Annotated in this window: 14 protein-coding genes and 1 pseudogene; 2 read left to right on the forward strand and 13 right to left on the reverse strand. The window is 40.8% G+C overall.

Annotated features, from left to right (window positions below; genetic code table 11):
- Positions 1-122 precede the first annotated feature (122 nt).
- The 9 genes from J7E63_RS16215 to bioW form a co-directional block, all read right to left on the reverse strand.
- On the reverse strand, positions 123-1,817 hold the full coding sequence (locus J7E63_RS16215) for a sigma-54 interaction domain-containing protein (protein WP_215014231.1): 1,695 nt from the start codon (positions 1,815-1,817) through the stop codon (positions 123-125).
- Positions 1,818-2,058: 241 nt separating this feature from the next.
- The gene (gene putP / locus J7E63_RS16220) at positions 2,059-3,537 is read right to left on the reverse strand and encodes a sodium/proline symporter PutP (RefSeq protein WP_374193744.1); all 1,479 of its coding nucleotides are present in this window, start codon (positions 3,535-3,537) and stop codon (positions 2,059-2,061) included.
- Between the two features lie 108 nt (positions 3,538-3,645).
- On the reverse strand, positions 3,646-5,214 hold the full coding sequence (pruA, locus tag J7E63_RS16225; protein ID WP_215014234.1) for an L-glutamate gamma-semialdehyde dehydrogenase: 1,569 nt from the start codon (positions 5,212-5,214) through the stop codon (positions 3,646-3,648).
- Between the two features lie 30 nt (positions 5,215-5,244).
- A complete protein-coding gene (locus J7E63_RS16230) occupies positions 5,245-6,159 on the reverse strand; it encodes a proline dehydrogenase family protein (protein ID WP_215014236.1) in 915 nt (304 codons plus the stop codon).
- A 428-nt stretch (positions 6,160-6,587) separates the two neighbouring features.
- On the reverse strand, positions 6,588-7,796 hold the full coding sequence (locus J7E63_RS16235) for a cytochrome P450 (RefSeq protein WP_215014238.1): 1,209 nt from the start codon (positions 7,794-7,796) through the stop codon (positions 6,588-6,590).
- A 172-nt stretch (positions 7,797-7,968) separates the two neighbouring features.
- Positions 7,969-8,670, reverse strand: coding sequence for a dethiobiotin synthase (gene bioD, locus J7E63_RS16240; protein WP_215014245.1), 702 nt, complete (start codon positions 8,668-8,670; stop codon positions 7,969-7,971).
- Positions 8,667-9,839 (reverse strand): 8-amino-7-oxononanoate synthase, encoded by a 1,173-nt coding sequence (bioF, locus tag J7E63_RS16245; RefSeq protein ID WP_215014518.1) that lies wholly within the window; start codon positions 9,837-9,839, stop codon positions 8,667-8,669. The genes bioD and bioF overlap by 4 nt, the downstream gene beginning before the upstream one ends.
- Entirely contained in the window at positions 9,829-11,187 is a 1,359-nt protein-coding gene (gene bioA / locus J7E63_RS16250) for an adenosylmethionine--8-amino-7-oxononanoate transaminase (RefSeq protein ID WP_215014247.1), read from the reverse strand. The genes bioF and bioA overlap by 11 nt, the downstream gene beginning before the upstream one ends.
- On the reverse strand, positions 11,168-11,953 hold the full coding sequence (bioW, locus tag J7E63_RS16255) for a 6-carboxyhexanoate--CoA ligase (protein ID WP_215014255.1): 786 nt from the start codon (positions 11,951-11,953) through the stop codon (positions 11,168-11,170). Before bioW ends, bioA begins: the two co-directional genes overlap by 20 nt.
- Positions 11,954-12,518: 565 nt before the next feature.
- Here bioW and J7E63_RS30745 point away from each other — a divergent pair.
- Positions 12,519-12,737 carry a YczF family membrane protein gene (locus J7E63_RS30745; RefSeq protein ID WP_483861488.1) on the forward strand — a complete coding sequence of 73 codons (219 nt, stop codon included), beginning with the start codon at positions 12,519-12,521 and terminating at the stop codon, positions 12,735-12,737.
- On the opposite strand, the gene J7E63_RS16260 is transcribed toward J7E63_RS30745, so the two are convergent.
- Genes J7E63_RS16260 through J7E63_RS16270 form a run of 3 tightly spaced genes read right to left on the reverse strand, consistent with a single transcriptional unit; the run spans position 12,734 to position 16,681 of the window.
- The gene (locus J7E63_RS16260; RefSeq protein WP_215014257.1) at positions 12,734-13,840 is read right to left on the reverse strand and encodes a GerAB/ArcD/ProY family transporter; all 1,107 of its coding nucleotides are present in this window, start codon (positions 13,838-13,840) and stop codon (positions 12,734-12,736) included. The genes J7E63_RS30745 and J7E63_RS16260 overlap by 4 nt on opposite strands.
- A gap of 28 nt (positions 13,841-13,868) precedes the next feature.
- The gene (locus tag J7E63_RS16265; protein ID WP_215014259.1) at positions 13,869-15,077 is read right to left on the reverse strand and encodes a Ger(x)C family spore germination protein; all 1,209 of its coding nucleotides are present in this window, start codon (positions 15,075-15,077) and stop codon (positions 13,869-13,871) included.
- 17 nt (positions 15,078-15,094) lie between these two features.
- The gene (locus J7E63_RS16270; RefSeq protein WP_251033573.1) at positions 15,095-16,681 is read right to left on the reverse strand and encodes a spore germination protein; all 1,587 of its coding nucleotides are present in this window, start codon (positions 16,679-16,681) and stop codon (positions 15,095-15,097) included.
- 179 nt (positions 16,682-16,860) lie between these two features.
- Between J7E63_RS16270 and J7E63_RS30540 the strand changes: the two are divergent.
- A pseudogene (locus tag J7E63_RS30540) lies at positions 16,861-16,973 on the forward strand (IS3 family transposase); the annotation flags it as partial.
- Positions 16,974-17,104: 131 nt separating this feature from the next.
- Here the strand turns inward: J7E63_RS30540 and J7E63_RS16275 are convergent.
- On the reverse strand, positions 17,105-25,447 hold the full coding sequence (locus J7E63_RS16275; protein WP_215014261.1) for a glycoside hydrolase family 94 protein: 8,343 nt from the start codon (positions 25,445-25,447) through the stop codon (positions 17,105-17,107).
- Positions 25,448-25,668 lie beyond the last annotated feature (221 nt).

Below are 25,668 nucleotides of genomic sequence, written 5' to 3' on the forward strand. Positions count from 1 at the left end.
TTTAATCAAACTTATTATAAATTCACACCTCACATATTAGACATATCTAAAATGTGTGGTCCTTTTAATTTCTAGTGGTTTACTTATATAACCTAAATATAATTTTTGGGTGTATTTTCCGTTTAATTTAATCCAAATTCTTTTATTTTGTTATATAATGTCCCTCTTGAAATCCCTAAAAGGTTAGCCGCTGCACTTTTATTTCCATACGTTTTCCGTAATGCTTCCTCAATCTCTAACACTTCAGAATTTATTACAACATCTTCCTGTTGACCGCTTTCCCCTATTGGGCTGTTCGTTTGTTTCACAAACAACTTACTCTTCATAGTATCAGGCAAATGTTCATCGGTAATAACAGATTTGTCATTAAGGAGAACCAACCGTTCCATCGTGTTTCTAAGCTCACGGATGTTTCCTGGCCAATCATAGTTCATTAACTGGTTCATCGTGTCAGAAGAGATCTCCGATACCGGCTTTTTATACTTAGAGCTAAATTCTTGTATATAATTCTGGGCATGAGCAATGATATCCTCTTTTCTGGTTCTTAATGGCGGGATATCGATGGTAATAACGGATAAATGAAAATACAGCTGCTCGTTAAAATTTCCTTGTTTCACGAGAACCTCAATCGATTCTGAGGTGGAGGTAATGATTCGTGTGGGCGAGGTAATTTTCTCAACCCCACCCACCCGGTAAAAACGATGATCGACCATATAATTTAATAGTTTCCCTTGGACCTGAAGCGGCATCTTATCAATATCTTCTATGAATAACGTACCTTCTAAGGCTTGCTCGATCCGGCCGATTTGTAAGGTTTGTTGTTCCGCTGTAAAGGTTTCCTTTTGAAATCCGAAAAGTTCCATTTCCAACAAGGCAGGAGGGATGACCGAACAATTGAGGGTGATAAAAGGACCTTCGGCTTTTGTGCCGCCATAATGAATCGCTTGTGCCAGCATTTCCTTTCCAGACCCAGGTTCCCCTGTTAAATGGATGGGGATATCTGCATGGGCGACCTTTTGCGCAATCTTCAAGGTTTCCTGAAATTTAGGACTCCCGCTTACCAGAGTTGAAAAGGGATTGGACTTTTGAACAAGCAAGGTTGAGTTTGAATCCAATTCTTCGTTAAGCCGGATAATATTCGTGATATTATGTTCGGTCGCGACGCCGCCAATAATCTTATTTTCGATCATGATGGGTGAAGCGTTAATGAGAACATGTGTATCCTTATCAGGTCGATGATATTGCCCTCTTACCGGGCGTCCTTCATTTAAAATTCTGTGAAGGACAATCGATTCATCACGAAAGTGTTCCCCTAGCTTTTTTCCGAGAATGTACTCTTTTTTAATCTTATAGGTTTCTTCCGCTGTAGTATTCCAATAAACTACATGTCCAGCATGATCGACCGCTGTAACCGATTCATTAATCGTCTCTGCTAATGTCTGAAAATAAGCTGAAACTTGGCGGTTCTCAACCTCTAGCATTTCGATCCGCTTTTCAGCTGAAAGAACACCGATCATTCCCTTTTCGTTTTTAACAAGAACAGGTCTGCGCCAATCAACAGAGGTATCGATTTCATTGACATCAGAAATGACGGTGGATTTCAGCCAATGGAGCTGTTCAAGCCAATCAATAATGGGTATGGAGTCCTCGCCTAAGGCCATCAGGCTGTTTTCATCATGAGTAATGATAAAGTAGGTTCCACCTGATACAATAACAAAATTGTACTCGTTAAGTTTCTTTTTTATTTCTAGTAAGGGTATATGATAATTTACAATTGTAAAGGAATCATCCAGTATAAATGGTGCACTTTTGAACATACTAAAATCCTTTCATGCTTTTTCTTCACTTTAACATAAATTCAACGGCTATTCTAGCGAACCAGCCCCTTTTAGGTGTGATATCGTAATAGCCCAACATTAGGACTCTCCTTATAAAAATATACATTAATAGAAAAAGCTGAACCCGTATGATTATTCGGGTATCAGCTTTTTCACAAAAATATTCTATAAACCTACTCTTTTGGTTCAACCACCTGTTTCAGGGTCAACAGGATTATGGTTATGCCGAGTGTTTATACTGGTCAAACTCTCTTTGTAATTGCGCACTCGGTTCGGGAGTCATTAAGCTGACAATCCAGATGGCAGTCAAGCCTACGATGAATCCTGGAATGATTTCGTACAAACTATTTTTTAATACCGGTACACTGGCCCAAATGATGACCGTGACTGCACCGCCAATCATTCCGGCAAGAGCGCCCCATCTGTTCATCCGTTTCCAGTAAAGGCTCAGCAGTATGACAGGCCCAAAAGAGGCTCCAAAGCCAGCCCAAGCATATCCGACCAGCGATAAAATGGTTCCATTTTTATCAAAGGCAATCACAACGGAAATAATGGCAACGACTAACACCGATAGTCTGCTGATAAACAGTAGTTCTTTATCTGATGCTGACCGGCGGAAGAACGTCTTATACACATCTTCGGTCAGCGAGCTTGCTGTCACAAGCAGCTGGGAAGAGATCGTACTCATCACCGCTGCTAATAAAGCGGCCAGTAAAAATCCAGTAATTAATGGATGAAATAAAATTCTGCTTAGTTCAATAAAGACGGTCTCAGGATCAGATAGTGTGAGTCCTTGTTTCGAATAAAAGGCCAAGCCGATGAACCCGGTAAACATCGCACCACCGACAGAAAAAATCATCCAGCCCATACCAATTTGTCTTGCTTTTTTAATTTCTTTAACTGACGAAATTGCCATAAAGCGAACAATGATATGCGGCTGGCCAAAGTACCCTAAGCCCCATGCCATCAACGAAACAATTCCTAAAAAAGTGGTCCCTTTAAAAATATCAAATAACTTAGGATCGATCCCCTTTATTTCCTGAAATGCGGACCCAAATCCGCCTACTTCCATAATGGTCACAGCTGGAACTAATATAAGTGCCGTTACCATAATTAAACCTTGTACAAAATCGGTCCAGCTCACCGCTAGAAATCCGCCAAATAAAGTATAGGCAATCACCACTGCAGCGATAATCCAAAGTCCTGCCTGGTAATGCAGATTAAAGGTGGTTTCAAAAAGAACCCCGCCTGAAACCATTCCCGACGATACATAGAATGTAAAAAAGACAATAATAATGAGTCCAGAAGTCAAGCGAAGCATATTCGAACGATCACCAAAACGGTTCTCAAGGAACGCTGGAATCGTCATCGAATTGTTGGCGTTCTCTGTATAAGTTCTTAACTGTGGTGCTACATAAAGCCAATTTAAATAGGCCCCTATGGTTAAACCAATCGCAATCCATGAGGCACTCACTCCTTGAGAAAACATCGCCCCAGGAAGACCCATGAGCAGCCAGCCGCTCATATCAGATGCCCCAGCACTTAGTGCGGTGACAGCAGGCCCCAGCCCTCTTCCGCCTAACATATAATCTTCTAGATTAGACGTTCGCTTGTATGCAAAATAACCAATGATCAGCATACCCACCATATAAATACCGATAGAAATAAGAATCTGTGTATTCAAAAGCCCATCCCCCATTCTATTTTTGACTCCAAAAATCTTATGAAGCGCTTACAACAAAAGTTTAAACGTAGTTGTTTTTTGGGGAATCCCCCCAGTAGAGGGGGTTCCCAGTTTAGGATGTGATTAAAGTTTTCTAGATTTCAGTTTCGCTTGCGTAAACAACAGCAGGTAATCGTATCCGCCAGCTTTTGAATCGGTGCCTGACATGTTGAATCCGCCAAATGGATGGGCACCAACTAATGCACCCGTACACTTTTTATTAATATAAAGATTTCCGCAATACATGTTATCAAGGGCATACTGAACTCGTTCCTCATTCTGGGAATGATAAGCGCCCGTCAAGCCATAGTCCGTATCATTATAGATTTCAATCGCTTCCTGCCAGTCAGCTGCTTTCGCAAGGGCAAGGACCGGGCCAAAGATTTCCTCCTGCATGATCCGGGCTTTTGGTTGAACATCCGCAATTACGGTTGGTTCAATGTAGAAGCCGTTCCCATCTGCTCTTGAGCCGCCTGTAAGCAATCGGCCTTCTGTTTTGCCAATTTCGATATAGCCCATGATTTTATCCACTGATTTTTGGTCGATCACCGGTCCAATCGCATAGTTCTCTTCAGGAAGACCAACCTGTAGATTTTTCGTTAACTCCGCTACTTTCTCAACCACTTCATCATAAACCGATTCCACAATAATCGCTCGAGAGCCCGCGGAACATTTTTGTCCTTGGAAGCCAAAAGCGGAAGCGACAATTGCCGCTGCTGCTGCATCTAAGTCAGCTGTTTCATCAACAACAACCCCGTCCTTGCCGCCCATCTCAGCAATGACACGCTTTAACCATAATTGGCCAGGCTGAACCTTTGATGCTCGTTCATAAATACGGCATCCTACCGCACGTGAACCTGTAAAAGAGATAAATCGAGTGCTTGGATGCTCGACCAAATACTCACCCACATCGATTCCATCCCCTGGCAGATAGTTGAGGACGCCTGAAGGAAGACCGACCTCTTCCATTAATTCCACAAATTTGGCGGCAATAACAGGAGTAGCATCCGCTGGTTTCAAAATAACTGTATTCCCTGAGACAATCGCTGCGACCGTTGTTCCTGCCATGATCGCCAATGGGAAGTTAAACGGCGAAATAATAATCCCTACACCAAGAGGAATATAAGAAATTTGATTTTCTTCCCCTTCAATTTTTACAAGCGGCTGATGAATGCTTGTCTCACTAAGGCGAATCATTTCTCTTGCATAGAATTCCATAAAATCGATGGCTTCTGCTGTATCAGCGTCAGCTTCAGCCCAGTTTTTCCCTGATTCATAGACAAGGTAGGAAGAAAACTCGTGCTTACGCTGTCTCATTAAATCTGCTGCTTTGAATAGATATTCCGCACGCTCAGCCGGAGCAACCTTTTTCCAGGTTTCAAAGGTTTTCAACGCTTCCTGCATCGCTTGTTCAGCTAATCCCTTGTTCCCTTTACTAACAGACCCGATGACTTCATCTACATTTCCTGGATTAATAGAAATGGTTTGTTCCTCGGTAAATAACTTTTCATTGCCGATTACGAGCGGATACTTCCTGCCTAACTCCGTTTTCACTTTTGCAAGAGCTGCAGTCATCGATTGCTTATTTTCTTCCAGAGAAAAATTGGTAAAAGGCTCATTTTTGTAAGGTGCTTGTTGTGTTGCAGTTGTCATAATCTTCCGACTCCTTTTTATATAAAATTGCTATTTTAATAGATTTTTAAGAACAAACCAGACATTGGCAGGTCTTTCAGCCAAACGTCTCATAAAATAACCAAACCAGTCTACCCCGTAAGGCACATAAACACGGACATTAAACCCTTCTTTTACTAGGCTTGCTTGAATATCCTCACAGATTCCATAAAGCATTTGGAACTCAAATTGCTCTTTTGGGATTCGGTGTTCATTTACTAGAGTTTTTGTAAATTCAATCATCGCTGGATCATGAGTGGCTACCGCAGTATAGTTGCCGTTTAATAAATGCTGCTTAATAATCTTTTTAAAGTTTTCATCTACATCTTTTTTCTCCGGAAAAGCAACAGTTGGAGACTCTTTGTAGGCACCTTTTACGAGACGAAGGTTTGCATTCAGTTGATTTAAGTCGGCAATATCCTGTTCTGTTCTAAAAAGGTAGGCTTGAATAACGAGTCCTACATAGTCATATTCCTTGCGAAGCTCTTTATAAATATCCAATGATATTTGACAGTGATCATAATCTTCCATATCGATTCTGACAAAATTTTGATGGAGTTGAGCCCGGTTAAGAATTTTACGCATATTCTTCATACATAAATCTTTGCTAATATCTAGGCCAAGCGATGTCATTTTAAGGGAAAGATTGGACGTGACCCCTGCTTCGGCAATAGCATCGAGAGTTTGAATGCACATAGCTGTTGATTCCTGTGCTTCTTCTTCTGTATAAACAAATTCCCCAAGGTGGTCTAAGGTGACCATTTTCCCATCACGGTTCAACTTTTTCACGGAATCAATGGCTGTTTGGATGGTTTCCCCTGCCACAAATCGCCCTGCTCCAAAACGCAAGCCATATTTTTTTGCTAGTTTGTTAGCTGAGGTATTCTTCCCAAGCGATTGAAACATATTTCTCATTAATAATTCCATTGCCTTCAAACCTCCTTCATAGAATGAACATTATTGTTTATTATGTAATGCCTTAACCCAATCTTATAACAGATTATACATAAGTGTCTATATATTTTTAAAATTTAAACATATTTGTTAACTTGTTAACCTGAATATACTCCTCTTTTAACTAGTATTGAACAACATTGTAAGGAAATCGTACATAGTTTTTTATTAATTGTTTAAACTTCAAAACACCTTAAAGACATACTAAAGGTACAAAAAAAAGGCCCTGCGAGAGGACCTTTACTTAAAGAAAATTATTTTCTTTCATTACAAGTAAATAGTCTAATTCCTTCAACTTTACATTGGTACTTTTCAATTCTCTTTCATACTACTTAACTTTTGTCCGTTTTCTTTTACCGTACGTATTCACCATTCCAAATATGCAACCTCTAAATCCTAACTCAGTCAAATATAATTTGCAGTTCGTTTAACGATCTAAACCCCATCATTTTTCGCCATTGCAAGTCAGGAGCCGCTAATTGAAGGTTGTCTTTCCAAACCAGGAGTGATTTAATCGCAATTTGTGTTTCTAAACGTGCCAACGGGGCACCTAAACAAAAATGCGTGCCATATCCAAATGCAAGATGGGGATTCGGATTCCTCGTTATGTCGAATAAATGAGGATCATGGAATTTATTCGGATCTCGATTGGCAGCTCCCAAAAGGATATATACCTGGTCGCCTTTTTTAATAGTTGTTTGATGGATCTCGATATCCTCCGAAGCAATCCGAGCGGTCATCTGTGTTGGACTCTCATAGCGCAAAAACTCCTCAACCGCCCCTTCAATAAGTAATGGTTTTTCCTTTAGGTCCATCAGTTGATGAGGATGTTTCAATAAGGTAAGGATCGAATTGCTGATAAGATTGACTGTTGTCTCATGACCGGCAATAACAAGTAAAATGCAGGTTGCCAATAATTCCTCGTCTGTTAACCTGTCCCCTTGCTGTTCCTCCTTTATTAACAAACTGATAAGGTCCTCTTCAGGGCTGTGTTTCCGTCTTTTAATCAGTTCTTTAAAATAATCCCTTAAGATTATAGTAATTGCATTCCCATTGTCTAACGCCTTTCTCGAACGGGTAAAATCAATGGTTTGAATTAAGCTTGCCGCCCATTCTCTAAATTGATATCGCTCTTCTTGAGGTACTCCTATTATTTTCGCTATAATGAGACTTGCTAAAGGAAACGCTAAATCGGAAACCACATCCATTGTTTTCTTATTTTGAAACTGTTGCAGTAAATCGTTTACCGTTTCTTGGATATAAGGACGAAGATGTTCTACCATTCTAGGAGTAAATACGTTACTAACCAGTAAACGCAACCGCTTATGGTCTGGTTGATTTTTAAAAAGCATCATGTCATTTTGGGTGTTTTTTAGCTGCTCATATTTTTTTGAAGTCTGCGGCAGCGGGATGCGATTTTTAAATCTAGTATCTTTAAGAATCGCTATCGCCTCTTCGTATCCTGTCACGTACCATCCTGGATATTTTAATAGATTTCCCCAATAGATCGGATGAATGGAACGCAGCTTATCGTAAAATGGATAAGGATTTTTAAAAAACTCAGGAGAAGTAAATGAAAATGGTATGGTTTGATTTAAATCGGTTGTCATGTCATTGCCCCCTAAAATACGATCACGATCGTTTTACAGAGATGTGTAACTCACATCTCTGTAAAACTCTTAAATTTATCTCATCTGGACATTCTAAGATTGAAAGGACCTCCTCATTTGTTACTTCCTTCCCATCTAACACTTGATCTGCAAGTTCCATCCATCCATTTATTCATTTTCCTAACTCCATTTGATTGATTAGTAATGTCACATCAATGTGATCCTTTACCATTTTTTGAATGTTATCTTTTGTTATTTCTTTAAGTTTAGGTGTGATGCCTAATATAGGCACACCACATAACTCTTCAATTAGTTTCGGGTTTGTTTTTTCCGCAAGATCAGGACTTTCACTTATACCGTTGATCACGATTCCGGCAATCGTCAGACCTAGACTTTTTGCGTATTGAACCGTTAGAAAAATATGATTTACTGTACCAAGATTAGGTCGGGCTACAACCACGATTGGCAGCTGTAACGCCTGAATTAAGTCACTAACTAAGAAATGTTCACCCAGTGGGACTGAAATACCGCCAGCACCTTCTACGATGAAAAATTCGTGTTTTCCTCTAATCTTTTCCCAGTGACTTAATACATCTTCAATCCCCACTATCTTCCCTTCTAGCTTCCCTGCAACATACGGTGCAAGTGGTTCTTTAAATTCAAAAGGGGTAATCTCTTCATAGGATAAAGATGTTTGTGACAGTTGCTTCAGTAAGCTTGTATCACTTTCTGGATCTTCACGTGAAGTACCGCTCAACAATGGCTTAAATACGCCAACATCCATATTTTTCTCTTTTAATACAGCTGCAAGTCCACTAGAAATAATGGTTTTTCCAACTCCTGTATCTGTTCCTGTTACAAAAAAACCGTTCATTTAATCATGTTCAACTCTTTTCCGATGAAATTAAAGGACTCTAGCAAGTAATCGATTTCTTTTGAACCATGGTCGGAGGAGACTGTTAACCGGATACGACTTTCTCCAATTGGGACGGTTGGTGGACGAATCGCTGGTGCATGTATTCCTTTTTCCTGTAATTTTTTCGCAAATTGTACAGCCTTTTCGGTATCCCCAATGATTACTGGAATAATCGGTGTAAGATCCCCCTTCACGGTATAACCCATTTCTTCAAGACTGATTTTTATTTTTTTTACATTTGAAAATAACAGTTGGCGTATTTCTTTACTATCTTCAATGATCTCAATGGCTGTATACGAAGCAGCACAGATTGCCGGCGGCATGGCTGTTTGAAAAATAAAGGTTCTCGCATGGTTTAGCAGAAAATCAATTAACACCTTCGAACCAGCAACAAAACCACCTTCCGTACCAACAGCTTTGCTTAAGGTTCCAATCACCACATCAGGATGAACACCAAAATATTCACTTGTGCCCCTGCCATTTTCTCCTAAAACACCTGTTGCGTGTGCATCATCAACAATAACGTAGGCATGATAGCGTTTAGCAAGTGAGAGCATCTGATCAAGAGGTGCAATCGTACCATCCATACTAAATACTCCATCTGTTACAATAAAACGCCGCTGATATGACGCTGTTTCCTTCAACTTTTCTTCAAGATCACCCATATCGACATGGCTATAAATGACTGTGTCAGCATTGGATAGCCGGCAGCCATCGATAATACTGGCATGATTTAATTGATCACTTAAAATGACATCCCCTTTTTCAGGCAATGACGATAGCACACCGACATTCGCTAAATAACCGCTTGAAAACAGGAGGGCTTCCTCCGTTTGCTTGAAGCTTGCAATTCTTTCTTCAAGTTTTTGATGCCATTCAGTGTGACCTGTCGTTAACCTTGAGCCACTGCTTCCTACTCCAAAATCATGTAGGATCGTTTCTGCCGCATAAACCAATCGTCGATCATTCGCCAGCCCTAAATAATTGTTTGATGAAAAGACGATCTGCCTCTGACCATCAATCAGCATCTCAGGAAGTGGAGCCGTATTCATTGTTCGAAACTTTCGATACAAACCAGCCTCTTTGGTCTTGTCTAATCGATGGCTTAACCATCTATCAAGCTCCAACACTCGTCACCCCATTGGTTACCTCATTGATGGCTTCTTTCATGATCATGACCATCGCTTTAATTTCTTCCCTAGTACTAACAAGCGGAGGAAAAAATACAATGACATCACCTAATGGTCTCGTTAACATACCAAGCTCTCTCATTTTTAAAGTAACCTGATAACCTACTCGTTTATGAGCAGAAAAGGGCTCCTTTGTTTCCTTTGAGTGAACAAGCTCTATACCACACATAAAACCAAGTTGCCTAATATCTCCAACGTGCGGAAGCGATTGCAGCTCTTGTAGGAGTAAATGGAGATACTCTGCCTTTTTGGCTACTTGTTCTACAATATTTTCAGATTCAAACAAACGTAAATTTTCAATTGCAACTGCACATCCAAGCTGATTTCCTGTATAAGAATGACCGTGGAACAATGTTTTTAACTTTTCATAGTCATCATAGAATGCCATATAGATTTCCTCTGTTGTCAATGTAGCAGCAATTGGCAAATAGCCTCCTGTAATCCCTTTCCCAACTGCCATTATGTCTGGTTGGACACCTTCGTGTTCACAGGCAAACATTTTCCCCGTACGTCCAAATCCCGTTGCTACTTCATCAACAATCATTAAGACATCATATTTTGTACAAAGCTTACTTACACCTGCCAAAAATCCTTCTGGCATCACAATCATACCTCCGGCTCCTTGGACCATTGATTCAATAGTCAGTGCAGCGATTTCTTGGTGATTTTCAATCAGGAGCTGTTCAAGTATTTCTAAACATTCATCGCGGCACTGTACAGGATCACCACTCTTAGAGTGATATACGTAAGGAATTGGTGCTTTAAAACTCTCAAACATTAATGGGCCGTACACTTGATGGTAAAGCTCGATTGAACCAACACTAACGGCCCCAATCGTATCGCCATGATAGCCATTTTTCATCGCTATAAATTTTTGTTTCTCTGGCCTGCCAATATTCATCCAATATTGAAACGCTATCTTAAGAGCAATTTCCATCGCTTCTGCTCCACTATCTGAATAAAAGACACGTGTTAACTTTTCAGGACTTATTTCAATTAATTTTTCAGCAAGCTCTGTTGCTGGAACATTTGTCATCCCCAACAATGTAGAGTGGGCTATTTTTTCAAGTTGTTTCTTAATCGCTTGATCCAATTCTTTTTTTCGGTGGCCATGTACATTGAGCCACAAAGCAGAAAATCCATCATAATATTCCTTACCATAAATGTCTTTTACCTTAATTCCGTTTCCACTCTCAATAATGAAAGGATTTTCATCATAATCTTTCATTTGAGTGAAAGGCAGCCAAAGATACTTTTTACTTTTTTCAATTAACTCTTGTGTCATTCTCTTCCTCCCATTGAATAAAAATTGGCTGTTTTTCTAGGTAGTGTATGTATGAATGAAGATCGCTTAAGCCATCCACAAAGAAGATTCGACAGCCGTGTTCATCTCCGTATTCTTTTAATTTTGTAATGCGTTGATAGCCTAGCTTTTTACTAGCTACATACCCTGTTATGTATTCAGGATCATCTGACCAACATAATTCTGCGACAGTAGCTGGATGCTCATTCACCTTTGTTGCAAGTACAAGTGCCTCCTTCACTCTGGAATTCTTAGGCATCTTATAGTAGTCAGCCCATTTTTCAAAATTTGTGTCCAACCAGTCCATTCTGGAAACACGCACGCCCTTTTCTTTCCGATCATCAATTCGTTCACCTGAAAGAACATCAATCAAAATAGCGCCCCTGATTCCTGAATATTCAGTCATCAGTTGATACGCTTTTTCAATGCTCGTTCTTGGGATCCCCTCTCTCTCCAAAAGTCTCCTGGCGAATGATTGCCCTTCATCTACTGATTCCACTTCATTTGTCGCAATTTGTAATGGCTTAACTAGTTTTATAGGCTCGTCAATAGATTCAAACTGAATCTGCATAAAATCTGGGTTTCCTCTGGAATGAGTTAAGCCCTTTTCCAATAAAGCATTCACTGCATGTTTCATATTGCTATAGGTTGAAAGTAGTTCTCCACCGGATATATGCTTTCCACCATGTTCATGAGGTCCATTCTTGGCAGCTCTCATTCTAATGCTATAATACTTTCCCTCTTGCATACCTTCTACCTCCCAACCTTGTAATTTATTGTTAATGGAATATCAGCTATCATTTTAAAAATAATTCTGGGGATCTCTGCAATAATTAAAGGCCTAAGTACAATAGTTTTCTAATGGAACTACTATAATAAGCACAGGTTAAAATGTTCCAAACACTTCAATAATCTACTCGCAACAAACCGGTAATCACTGAAATTCCAACGTTTCAACTACATTCGCTTTTAATTGTAAACTAAAATCAACAATAGGTTAACAATTAGAATAATAAGATAGTTACCCTTTTCTGTCAATATTGTTAACAAAATTGTATTGGTAATCAAACACAGGTTTTTGCAAAACGAATTTGCCTCTTTTTAACTGCTTCAGGACTCAAGTAGTAATAAACATCTTTATAATTTAATAACAGGGGAATTTCCTTCAATACAAAAAAAACCCTTCTTATTTGGAGAACCGTTTTTTGCATGGTTAGGTTTTAACATATTGTTCCTGCCAACAGCAATAATGAAAACACCATCAATAAGTCATACTATGAGAAAGTTTGTAACACACAGGAGGTTTCATTTTCATGAAATCATTCTTTATATTTGTTTTTCTTCTTATACTGAGTATAGGTTTTGCTGTTGCAATGGACTTGTTTTTAGGTCAGACAATTTCTCAATGTTGGCAGAACTTAAATAACCCGTTTTGGTTGATGGATTCAACGGAATTGTCCTCCTCTTTAATTTTAATTTCAATATGGTTTTTAAAGCCTATGATTATGTTTGTGAAAAAGAAAATTCATTAAATATCTCGTAATCGTTGACTAAATTTTTTTCGAATCACAGCTATAAGCAGAAGGAATGCAGGTATGATTTCTCCAAAAAGAGGAAATATGGTTTTGAGTGAGAAATTTCCCTCCTCCAGATGTCCTGAAAAATCAAATGCAATCATACTAGAAGAATAGAGAATGATGATTCCGATAGGAGCTACCATTTTCCTATAATCTTGAAGGTTAAATAAAGCTGTTGCCCCCATAACAGCTGCATAATAAAAAACAGCAATTTTGAAAAAGTTGCAAATAATTAACGTTAAAATAACAATTAAATCTAGATGTTGTATAAATTCCCCAATGTTTATTTTACTAATCATTGTTAACAATGGAAATGATGAGCGACCTGCAATGTCAGAACCGAGTACAGCTATATCAAGTGCGATTGTATAGCTTAATGTCAAACCACTAAAAACGACTGCCCAAAATCCCATTTTTACCCCTTGCTTGTCGCTTTGCAGCAATGGAAATAGCATCGCAAAGCAAATCATTTCTCCAAAGGGGAAAGATAATGTTTGACTATAAAATGTTGTGAAAACAGGCTTCCATCCGTCACGAAGTATGGGTAATAAGTTATTTATATCAATAACTCCAGAATATATGAGAAGAAGGTTGCTTATTAGCCCTAAACATATAACCAGTACCAAATAGATTTGAGCTGTTCTGACTAATACTTCAATTCCCTTATAAAGAACATACGCGATTGTTATAATGATCGAGAGGTTAATAATCAGTAATGGTGTTTGATCTAATATGGCGCTCGTGAGAATTTCCCCCCCATCTCTCACATCTCTAGCTGCACCATAGATAAAAAAAAGGATATACAGTAAACTTAACGGCCATCCTATATATTTCCCTAAAATAGTTTGAATATAGCTGATAAGCGGTTGCTGCGGATATATTCGAAAAAGAGAACGGTATATAAAAAAAAGGATGATCCCACCTGCTGCTCCAAAAAAAATGGCCAGCCAAGCATCCTTCTTAGCCTGTAGCCCTAAACTAACGACAAGAGCCGTACCAAAGTTAAACAAAACAATGAGAGAAAAAAACTCCCCGGCACTAATTTTTGCTTTTTCCATCGTTTACATTTCTCCATTCCGCTTTTATCTATTCCGTTTCACTGAAAAGATATGGGATTGATCTCATCCCAGGACGTCTGATTCTCGTTTCGACATGAACTTCTACTTTGGATTTTGCAAAGATGTTACTCCAGTTCTTTTCTATTTTTTTCCATTCTTGTTTATTTGTTCGTTCTAATGCTTCTCCAAAACCAAAAATATCCGTGTGATTTCTTTGTGCTTGTGATATTGCGTTCTCTACTTCTTTTTTCGTTTCTTTCGCCCATTTTACTTCTAACTTTCTAATTTCTTTAGACTTTTTTAGGTCAATGGCACACAATATATGTCCAATACTGCCCTCTTGTTTAACAAACAGGTGAATGGTAGGAATACGATCTCGACTGCTGGCTTTAATTTTAGTTTTGGAACTTCGAACTTCAATACTAAGTCCCTTTTTTTTCTGTTTACAGCCGATACTGACAGCAGACCCTCTCAGCTTATTATTAATCACTGCAGCGCCTCGTGCTGTTTCACCATTCAACCATCCAACTAGCTTGCCGTGTTTAAACATAGCTAGACCGCTAATTTTTATAATTGTGGCTGGTGTGGTTCTTTTTATATCGGATTCCTTTAATCCTGATTCGGCATATTTAATCAGTTGAACTCCACTAATAGCAGGCCCGCCACCTTTTCTTAATGCTCCCCGTATCACCTCATCCACTTCAATATCGTAGCCTTTAGACAATTTTTTGACCATTGTGTCGAGTTTCCCTTTTATTGCAAATGCTGGGACTTTTTCTATAGGTGTAAGTGTTTTAAGGACTTCTTCCGCTTTAGCATCTTTAGCTATGAGTAAATTTGACGTTAAACGACCTTCATCATCTCTTTCAAAAAAATCTAATATACCGTGTATACCTTCTTTTGCTAAGTCTTCTCCGATTACAATAATGTTTATATGGGAAATCATTAGCTGTCGAGGTGTTTCTTCTGCCGCATTGCGAAGTGCTTCGAATACCGTAGAACCAGAACTATTGTAAACTGTAACAGGTGTAGTTCTTCCTGTCCCTGTTTTTCCCGAAATTTCTGTTGGATTCACAACTTCATACGAGACGCGATATTCCTCTTTTCCTTTTGTTTTATCTAACCCTATGGCCATTACAAGAGCTATTTTATTTAACTCACGCTGATCCCAACAACCCGTAAGGAATATTGTACATACACATAATAAGCAAAAAAGACTGAAAACCGTACGCTTCATCTGCATTCCCCTTTGCTTTATTTCCTCGATTCACTAGCCGATGATTTGAGTTTATCAGTTTTTGTATTCACTGCATTTGTTTGATTAATCAAACGAGAGTGCGCTACGTAAGACTTGAAAGGAGCACGAATCACGGTATCCTTTTGACCTTTCCAAGAAAAAGGCGTGAAAGGGGCCAGATATGGAATACCAAACGAACGTAAACTATTCATATGAGCGACTAATAAAATCATCGTTAACGTCAGTCCGTAAAAACCAAGCAGCGCTGCTATGATCATTAAAGGAAAACGAATCATTCTCGCGGCAATGGTCAAATTGTATGCGGGTATCGCGAAACTCGAAATCCCTGTTATAGCTACGACGATTACCATTAGTCCTGTGACAATTCCTGCTTCCACAGCGGCTTGTCCTAATACAATCGCTCCTACAATCGAAACAGCTTGTCCGACTGCCCGAGGCATACGAATGCCAGCCTCACGTAATATTTCAAATGTAGCTTCCATAATCACAGCCTCGATCAAGGCAGGGAAAGGAACTCCTTCTCGTTGAGCCATAATATTAATGAGAAGAGAGGTTGGAAGCATTTCCGGATGATAGGTAGTAACTGCAATGTAAAAGGATGGTCCCAGTAATAAAATAAAAAAGCTTGTATATCTAATTAATCTCATTAGTAAGGCAATATCAAATCGCTGATAATAATCTTCTGATGATTGAAAGAACTGCGAAAAAACAGTTGGTAAGATGAGAATAAACGGAGTACCATCTACTAATACGGCTATTCTTCCTTCCAATAAGTTACCAGAAACTACATCCGGCCGTTCTGTATTATATATAGTTGGAAAGGGAGTAAAGGTTCGATCTTGAATAAGTTCTTCAAGGTATCCTGATTCAAGAACAGCATCAATCTGGATATCTGTCAGCCTCTGTCGAACCTCCTGTACAAGCTCATCACTAACAATTCCCTTCATATACATAATTACTACATTAGTCTGTGAAACCTTTCCGATTCTCATCGTTTCTAATCGTAGCTGTGGACTTTTAAGATGTCTCCGGATAAGAGCAATATTAGTTGTAATGGATTCGTTAAAACTGTCCTTAGGTCCTCGGATATTAACTTGCGAAGTCGATTCTGTAATTGCCCTCCACTGACCACCTCTTGTACTGCCCGATATAGCTTCAGCATAGCCATCTATCAAAATGATTGTATCGCCTGACAAAATGGAAAAAATGAGTTCATTCCAATCTTTTAGAATATTTACATTCCCAATTGTTAAAGCATTATTTAAGATAAGATCGAATACATGATTAGAATCTATTTCTAATTTACTGTCTGCCGTATCTACCATTAACGATCGTATAACATATTCGTTAACAGATTGCTCATCCGTTAACCCGCTTATATAAACAACCCCAACTGGAATGCTTGGAGTGCTCCCAATCTGAAACGAGCGAATAACGAGATCAGGGCTATCACCAATTTCTTGTTTAATTTTATGCAGCATAGTTTCTAAATTAGGCTCGAGTGAGTATCCTTCTGTATCAGATTTCAGTTTATTTCTTTGCTCTGCCTTGGAATGTTTATTTTTATTTCGCAGGAATTTCATACCATTTGAATACTCCTATTCATCATTTTCATATAACCTATTATCAGTTTTACATATTTAGGTTATTCATTAAATATTTTCTATTTATTTTCATACTGAGATGAGTAAATTGGAAACACAGTCGTCCGTAGGAATCCCTTCTGACCCCAATTGATCTATAAACTTCTTCATCTGGGTAGACGTCCTATTCCTTTCAAAGAATAGGAAAAGAAAAAGGCATTATCACAAACATGTCCCGGAAAGGAAAATGCTTTGATAATGCCGTCATTGAATCCTCCACTCCACTATAAAGGTAGGAAGAATTCTACTCGAACAGGTAGCATAAATTGGTGCTTTTTCATTATCTCACTTTAATAGGTCTGTTCAATTAATCCAGGAGCTTTTTTATAAATTAAAGTGAGCTTAGCAATGTTTTTATTTTTCCTAAATTCTCAATTCCACATGATGGTCAAGTCCGTCATCTCGTAATTCCACAAATGGTCCAGCAGATTTTTCCTTTTCAGAAATCGGAATTTGCACACCGTCAACTGTCAACTCACTTTCACTGTTACCAGAACCATTCTTAACGTTAATGTGGTAACGAGTTTTCCCAAATCGGTACGTAGCCGAGAATCCCGGCCACTCACTTGGAATCCGTGGATCAAGATAAAGTCGAGTTTCTCGTCGCCGAATCCCTAATATCCATTCGATACCGGCCTGATAAAACCAACCTGACGCACCCGTATACCAAGTCCATCCTGAATGTCCCTGATTCGGTTCTGCCGTATACACATCAGCAGCAATTGCGTATGGTTCACCTGTATATCTTCTTACTTCTTGGTCGGTACGAGTATGCGTGATCGGATTAAGCATCGTAAACATCTCCATTGCTTTTTCACCGTTACCAAGCTGACACCAAGCGATGATGCCCCAAATAACTCCATGAGTATATTGGGCACCATTCTCCCTAATTCCTGGTGGATAACCTTGTATATATCCAGGGCTTGGTTCGGTCTGATCGAAAGCTGGAGTCAATAGCCGAACAACAGCAAGGTCCCGCTCGACGAGCTCCCGGTCGAACGAGTTCATTGCCTGAACAGCACGATCCATTGGTGCTGCACCTGAGATTACGGACCATGATTGAGCAATGGCGTCGATCCGACACTCCTCATTTTGAATGGAACCGAGCCATTGTCCTGCATCGGTAAAAGCCCGTCGGTACCACTGACCATCCCAGCCCTGCTCGTTGAGAGAGTTTGTTAACTGTTTGCGCATTTTCTGGAATGATTCCACCCGTTCAGAATCCCCACGTAATCCGCAAAGTTCGGCAAATCGGTTCAGCACGTCACAAATAAACCAGCCGAGCCACACGCTTTCGCCTCGTCCCTTCACACCAACCTGATTCATGCCATCATTCCAATCTCCCACTCCGATTAATGGCAAACCATGCTCACCAATCCGGCCCAATGCCCGATCGATCGCTCGCAGGCAATGGTCGTATACCGTGCCCGTTTCAGAAGATCGTACGGTCGGTTCATAGCGTTCGTGTTCACCCTCAGCAAGCTTTTCACTCATTAGAAACGGTGCGACTTCGTCCAAAACCGTTCGATCACCAGTATGCTCGATGTAACGTGAAACCACATACGGCATCCATAATAAATCATCAGAAAACGTCGTTCGGATACCACGTTCAGTTTCTTCATGCCACCAGTGCTGCACATCCCCCTCTATATATTGGTGGGAAGCGTGGAGCACAATTTGTGCTCTTGTTTTTTCTGGCATCGTATGCAGGAGTGCTAGCGAATCCTGCAATTGATCGCGAAAGCCAAATGCTCCTCCAGCTTGATAAAATGCAGTTCTTGCCCATATTCGACAGGCAAGTGACTGATATAATAACCACCCGTTCAACAAAAAATCTGTTTCCTTTGACGGGGTTGACACTTGAATTTGGCCTAAATGATGATCCCAAAAAGCAGTAAGCTCCTCCATCGCTTGATCACAAGCGGAAGGTTGGCTGTATTTCTTAGCTAACTGTAAGACGCTCTTTTTAGAGTCGTCGCAGCCTAACAGAATATAGACAACCTGTTCTTCATCTGGCTTTAGCGTGAGCTTAGTCTGAATCGCACCACAAGATTCGTAATGCGTGCCTATCCGACACGACAAACCAACACGACCCATTCCCGCTGGATGTTCCATGCTTCTATTTCGTCCAATAAATTCGTTGCGGTCCGCCGTCCACGTAAGATCGTTTGAATAGTCAGGGCCCGTATCAGCACCTTGCTGCGGATACATCCCCAAAAATGCGGTTGCATCACGGAAGGTTTCTTGATATGTGTTTTTGGCGATCATGACCCGCTCAGACTCAACCCATTCGGTCACAACAAATGGTGCATTCGCTTGTCGTTGAACCCCTAAAACCCATTCGGCATAATAGGTAAAAGAAATATGCCTTTGCTCCGCAGTCTTGTTTTGCAGCTTCACCCTGATGATTTTCACAGGATCCTCTAATGGTACGTATACCAGCATTTCGTGTTTAATGCCGTTTCTTTCGTGATCAAACTTTGTAAATCCTTTGCCATGCGTTATTTTATATGGCTCGTTTGAATGGACTGAGGATGGTGCACCTGACCACACCTGGCCACTTTCTTCATCTCTTAAATAGGCTGTTTCCGTAGGTGGATCAAGGACGGGATCATTGGACCATGGCGTTAGCTTGCATTCACGGCTGTTCCCCCACCACGTATAACCCGATCCCATCTCGGAAATGAGACAGCCAAAACGAGGATTGGCCAGGACATTAATCCACGGCGCCGGCAAGTGATTTCCATTTTTGATCATGATCCGGTACTCTTTTCCATCGGGGGAAAACCCGCCCCAACCGTTAAAAAATAACCAATCCTTCGTTTCCTCTTGGATGGTTTGCCCAGAAAAAACGTACTTATTTTTAGCAGAAGGCACCGGCTTAAGTTGTTCCGGCAACCCATTCTCCGTTTCAGCCTTAGGCAGTCCATTTTCTGTTTCAACCTTAGACAAGCGCATTTGCGTTTCTAAACTAGCTCCGCCTGCACGGAACTCGACCCGAGCTACTGCCATTAACAATGTTTTGTCCTCCGCAGCCAATTGATTAGAGGCGATGACATATACACCAGATAAACCTGCACCAAAACGGTCCACTCCATGTTCTGCCGACTGCTGAAGTGCTTCTTGCAAGAATTGTTGATAGCCTTCCTCCGATTCGTTAAGGAGAACAAGGTCGAATAAAAGACCTAGTCGCCTGATGTATTCATGACCTGTTAATATTTTAACCACGAACGGCATTTGGCTGCGGTCTTCAATTCGGACGAGGACGATCGGTCGATCCCCAGATACCCCAAAACTCCAAAGTCCGGACTGACCTTTAGTATTGATTGAAATACTTTGCCCTCGGCCCTTCTTGAGCGGAGGAGTATATAAAATATGACCTGCCAGCCTTTGGAAATTAGTTGCCTCTTTATTCGTTAAATGCAGATTACGAATTTCAATCTGTCCTCGGTTCCATGATAATTGAAACGCCCGTTCCACTGCTTGATTAGGAGCAAACTTACGCACAATTTCGATCGCATCTTCCTTTGTCTCACTAACCGAAGTAACGGCAACTAATCGAATTTGCTTACCGGGTTCAATGCAGATCCGCCGTCTCATCACAAAGGCTGGATCGGCGACCGAACCAACCTTACCACGAAGGCGAGTACGAATTCCTTGGGGATTGGAGAGTCGATAGCCCCGGCCAATAAAGCTAGCGCGGTCTGTTTCAAATTCAACCGATCCAAGCGTATCACCGTCCACCATGAGTGAATGTGCTGACCAAAGTGTCTGGTCATTCGCTTCACGAGGTCTTCGGCCAGCGATAAGGCAGCTTGATTCCGCATCGAAAGCAGTCCGAATAAACAGCTTGCTAAAGGCAGTATGGGCAATATCTGCGATGGGATTGGACAAAGCTAGCTCAACAAAAGTAGTAACCTCCAAAACTTTTGCTTCTTCACCGCTATTTGTCAATGTTATTCTACGCAGCTCCGCATTCCATTCTGATGAAACGCAAATCTCCATACTTGTCTTAACCTTTCCATCCTCCCGCATATATGTTGCACGATCTAATCCAAATTGTACGCGTTGTTCCGAAGAATTTACTCGGCATGGTTGGTACGACGCTGACCATAGTTTATCTTGGGAGATATCCCTAATATAAACATAGCTCCCCCATGGATCCATTACCGGGTCTTCGCGCCATCTAGAGACTAATAAACCTTTGTACTGGCTAAAACCACTGCCGGTATTCGTTACCACTGTTGAGAACGAACCATTTGAAAGAACGCTGACCTCGGGAACCCTTGTGTCAGGTGAAATATATTCTCTTACGGTTTCAACATCCTGAGCGTTTTTTGAATAAGGCTTATGTACACGTCCCAAAGCTGGATGCTTAATATACTTAGGCGTTTTAGGAATCCGTTCTTGTAAGAGCAATTCTGCTGAACGTATTTGTTTGTTCCGATGGAATCTCTCTACCATTGTTTTTGGCAGTAATAGGTTCGCCAGAGTTAGGAAGCTCATCCCTTGATGATGGGCCATAAAACTTTGAATCACCTTATGTTGCTTGCCATTAGGCAGCCGTTCTTGCGTAAAATCCATTGCTTCATAAAAGCCATATTTTCCTCGACCATTTAACTGTTCTATTTTTTTCAAAGCATCCAAAGCTTGATCCTTTGCAAATGGCAGAGCCATGATCGTGGCGTAAGGTGCGATCACCAAATCTTGTTCAAGTCCCCGTTTAAATCCGAGACCCGGAACACCGAAGGCCCGATACTGGTAATTCATTTGATAATCAAATGCATAATAGCCTGACTCGGAGATCCCGAATGGCACTCCTTGCTGGTGTGCGTATTGAATTTGGCGATCAACAACCGCAGCATACGTCTTTTCCCACAATGTATTTCGATAGGTCCTCATTAACAACCATGGCATTAAAAATTCAAACATGGTTCCAGACCAGGACAAGAGGACGGGCTGTTTCCCAACTCTAGTCATCGTTCTTCCAAGTACATGCCAGTGGGACACAGACACTTGACCAAGCGCAATCGCGACAAAGCTAGCAATTCTTGCCTCAGACGCCATTAAATCATATAGAACCTCATCCTGTATATTTCGATCAGCATGGTATCCTAAGGAAAATAGCTTAGCTCTATGATCAAATAGTGGCTGGAAATTGGTTACTTCAATCAATTTTTCGATACGTTTAAGCAACATTTGACCCCTATCGCGCCAAATAATACTTGCCTTCTTACCATTTAGTTGTCTCGAGACATCTGGTGCGATTTCTTCGGAAAAAGCAGTTTGCAGCTTATCATTGTTATGAAAGTGGTAAATCGGAGTTTCCTTTTTATCATAGGATTCCAGCCACTCGGCTAAGCCTTCTTTTACCGTAATAAGACAGCCTACTAAATTTCCTGAATCAACGGTTGATATATACCTTGGCGATAACGGGTTCAGTGTCTCTGTATCATACCAATTGTATAAATGCCCTTCCCACTTTTCCATCCGCTCAAGTGTCTCCAATGTACGCTCCAACCGCAAAATTAATCCAGGGGTATCAATAAACGCAAAATCCCTTGCCGCTAAAGCACAGGTAAGATACATCCCGATATTGGTAGGAGAGGTTCGATGCGCCACCCCGTTCGGCGGGTCCATTTGCACATTGTCAGGTGGCAGCCAGTTATCTTTTTCGGTAACATAATCTTCATAAAAAGACCATATTTGCTGAGCCAGGTTCGTCAATTCTTCGAGCTCATCTTCCGAAAAAACCATATGTTCCTGTGGAGACGGCTGATCGAGCCACCTTATTACTATTGGAGCACATACCCACATCACACTTAAGGAAAGCCCAATGATTTGGACCACTTTATTTTCATTAAATAATGTTGCCGCCAAAAACAAAATACAAAGAACATACCCTCCCCACATGCCTTGGAGCAAAGGAGTCCCCTTCCGTTCGCTATTGCGATTCACTTCATCGGATGAGACCCATTCGAGCAATCGTTTTTTTGAAAACAATAAACGGTACAACGTTCTAGCAATGGCATCGAGCAAAAGGACCATTTGAAACGGCAGGGTAACAATCCCTAACAAGACTTGAGCCCCCGTGTTTAAAACACTACTCAGATTCATGAAACCAATTTGAACGGTGACAAGCTGGCGAAGAACCGGCAAGAACCAAGTTGCAGCCACCAAAGCGATCCAGCGTAAAGGTGAACCCGGAAGGATCGTGACTGCTAAAAAAAGGGTGACAAATAATGACGTAGACAATAGACTCCGCCGCATATTATCAATGATCTGCCACCGAGTCAGCACAGACAAATCGACTGGTAGCAGTTCACCTCTTCGGTTATACATTCTTGGCAGCAACCATAGTAATAGCTGCCAATCTCCTCTTACCCAGCGATGCAGCCGCTTTTGAAAGACGATAAACTTTGTTGGATAATGATCAATAAATTCAATATCGGAAAGTAGGCCTGCACGCAGGAAACTGCCTTCAAGTAAATCATGACTCAACACCCGGTTATCCGGAATCCGTTCACATAGCACTTGAAAAAACGTATCAACATCAAATATTCCTTTTCCCGTGAAAATTCCCTGACCTAGCGCATCTTGATATGGATCAGAAACTGCAAACGCATATGGATCAAAACCTGGATCTGTTGACCAAAGACCAGCAAAGCGCGATTTCATTGAGGCCTCATGACTCATACTGAGTCTTGGTTGAAGCACCCCGTAGCCCTCTATCACTCTTGTCTTTGTATCATTTAGAACCGGCTGATTATAGGGTAGATGCAGTGTCCCAATCATTCGCTGTGCGCTTTCAAGTGGAAGCTGCGTATCTGAATCGAGAGTAATGATATAACGCACATCCTGAAGTATAGTCAAATCGACTTTTATTAAAGCAAAGCTGGTATCCTTTCTCCCTTTTAGCAGCTCTACAAGTTCTACTAACTTTCCTCGCTTTCTCTCCCATCCCATCCATACACCCTCAGACGGGTTCCATTGCCGCTTTCGCTGAAAGAGATGAAAGTTTGTGTTGGAATAGGTATTTCGTAATCGTTCAATTTCTCGTTTGGCGGCTGTTAAAATGATTTCATCCTGTTCGAGAGACTCTGTCTCCGCATCCTTGAAGTCGCCCAATAACCCGAAGTGAAGATTGGAATCCCGATTCGCCAAATAATGTAGTTCAAGCCGGTCCGCCAACTCCTTTACTTCTGTTATCGAGGTCCAGATGACAGGAATCACAACCATCGTTTTCGCATCAGCGGAAATTCCTTTTGAAAAATCAAATCTCAATAATGGGACTGGACCTTTGACTCGTTCAATGAACCAATGAGCTGAAGTAACTGCCCATTCTGTCGCTGGGAACAAGAGAATTCCTAGAATAGCAAGCCATTGAAGCGGTGAAAAAAATTCATCCCAACCTATCCAGATCGAAAAGCCAATCAAGAAAACAACGAAGAATACTGCTAACATATTAAAATACGTCCCCGTGGCTCGGCGCATTAACCCTGTTTCTGGGAGAGCTCGTGGTTTACCACACATTTTTAATGCTTGTCTCAATAGCATATTGCCCTTGGGATCTAATAAGTAATAGGCAACAAATAATTGCCGATTTTTCTCCTTACTATTTCTCTCGTTAAGTTCCTTTCCATTTTTATCGGCTCGTACCTCGCTCTTTGCCGGTTCTCGCGGTGCCTCAACTGATCGTTCCTCTCCATATTTATCCGCAAGTTCCACTGCCTGTGATGCCACAAGGTTTTCCGGCAGATTTAAACGTCTCGCTAGCTGCTCGACCCTCTTTCGGAGAGTTTCACGACTGGAGAAGTCCAATTGCGCATAAAAGCCGGTCTTCTCTTTCCTTAGTGATTGTTCAACTATGCTAATTTGCTCAAAGGTTTCCTTCCAGTCCCAGCGAGAAAGCTTACGCAAGCTTGTGATCAGGTTACCTGTCGTCACTTGCAATGCTGCTTGGAGCTGAAATTCATATGACAATATGTGATCCAGGCTCTCTGGTCCATTCTCCAATTTGCAAATGAGCCATTCACCGACTGTTGCTGTATAATCAGCTCGTTCGCGCAGATGTTTTACCAAATGGACAATCATCGGTCCAGAAAGAGGCATTTCATGTCCAGCTTCCTCTATTACTTGCTTCAGTTTTTCTGGTGTGATCTCCGATGTCTTGATACCAGAAAGTAACTTCTCAACCAACACACAAACATCGCGTCTTTCCTTGACTGTATCCATGATTTCGGCCAGCCGACGAATCAAAGCCACCCTCATAATAAGCGGTACAGCCCAAACTTCACCCAATGCCAATACAGAAACTTCCTGATATGACTGGAGATAGGAAATATATGAATCCATATCCAAATGCCCGTCGTTAAATTGAAGATAGTCTGTACAAATAGAAAAAACTCTGGAATCCCCCGTTTTTTTAAGGTGGGGTAAAGAGTTAGCAAATTTCTTTGTTAAATTTTGGTTTACTTCAAGTACCTGCTCTTCCAAAAATTCCGCGTTATCTAGTAACCACTCTTCAGCTGGCTGTGAACAGGATGAACGATTATCTCTTAAGTCGTTAACAAAGATGCGCAATTTCTCAAAGTCCGACTCATTTGACCGTAAAAAGCGCGCTGATTTCTTTCGGCTTATGAAAGGATCGTGGGTTAATGCAGTTTTATGCGCTTCTTCTCTAAGCTGCTCTTTATTAAAAATCATTATTTTCCTCCCCAAAAAGCATTTTTTACCAAGGTCTTATACTGATAAAAATTGCCCATTTTGGCTGGAAAATATGCAAAATGGTTCCAAGGAGAATGTCAAGAGATGGCATTTGAATTGTGCAATATGAAGGTTTTGTGAACAGGACGGAATGGTTTCTGATTGAAAGTTTATTGGGGATTTCATTATACAAGGAACCAAAATAGATTCCATTATTAAAA

The organism is Bacillus sp. ISL-75, from assembly GCF_018613095.1.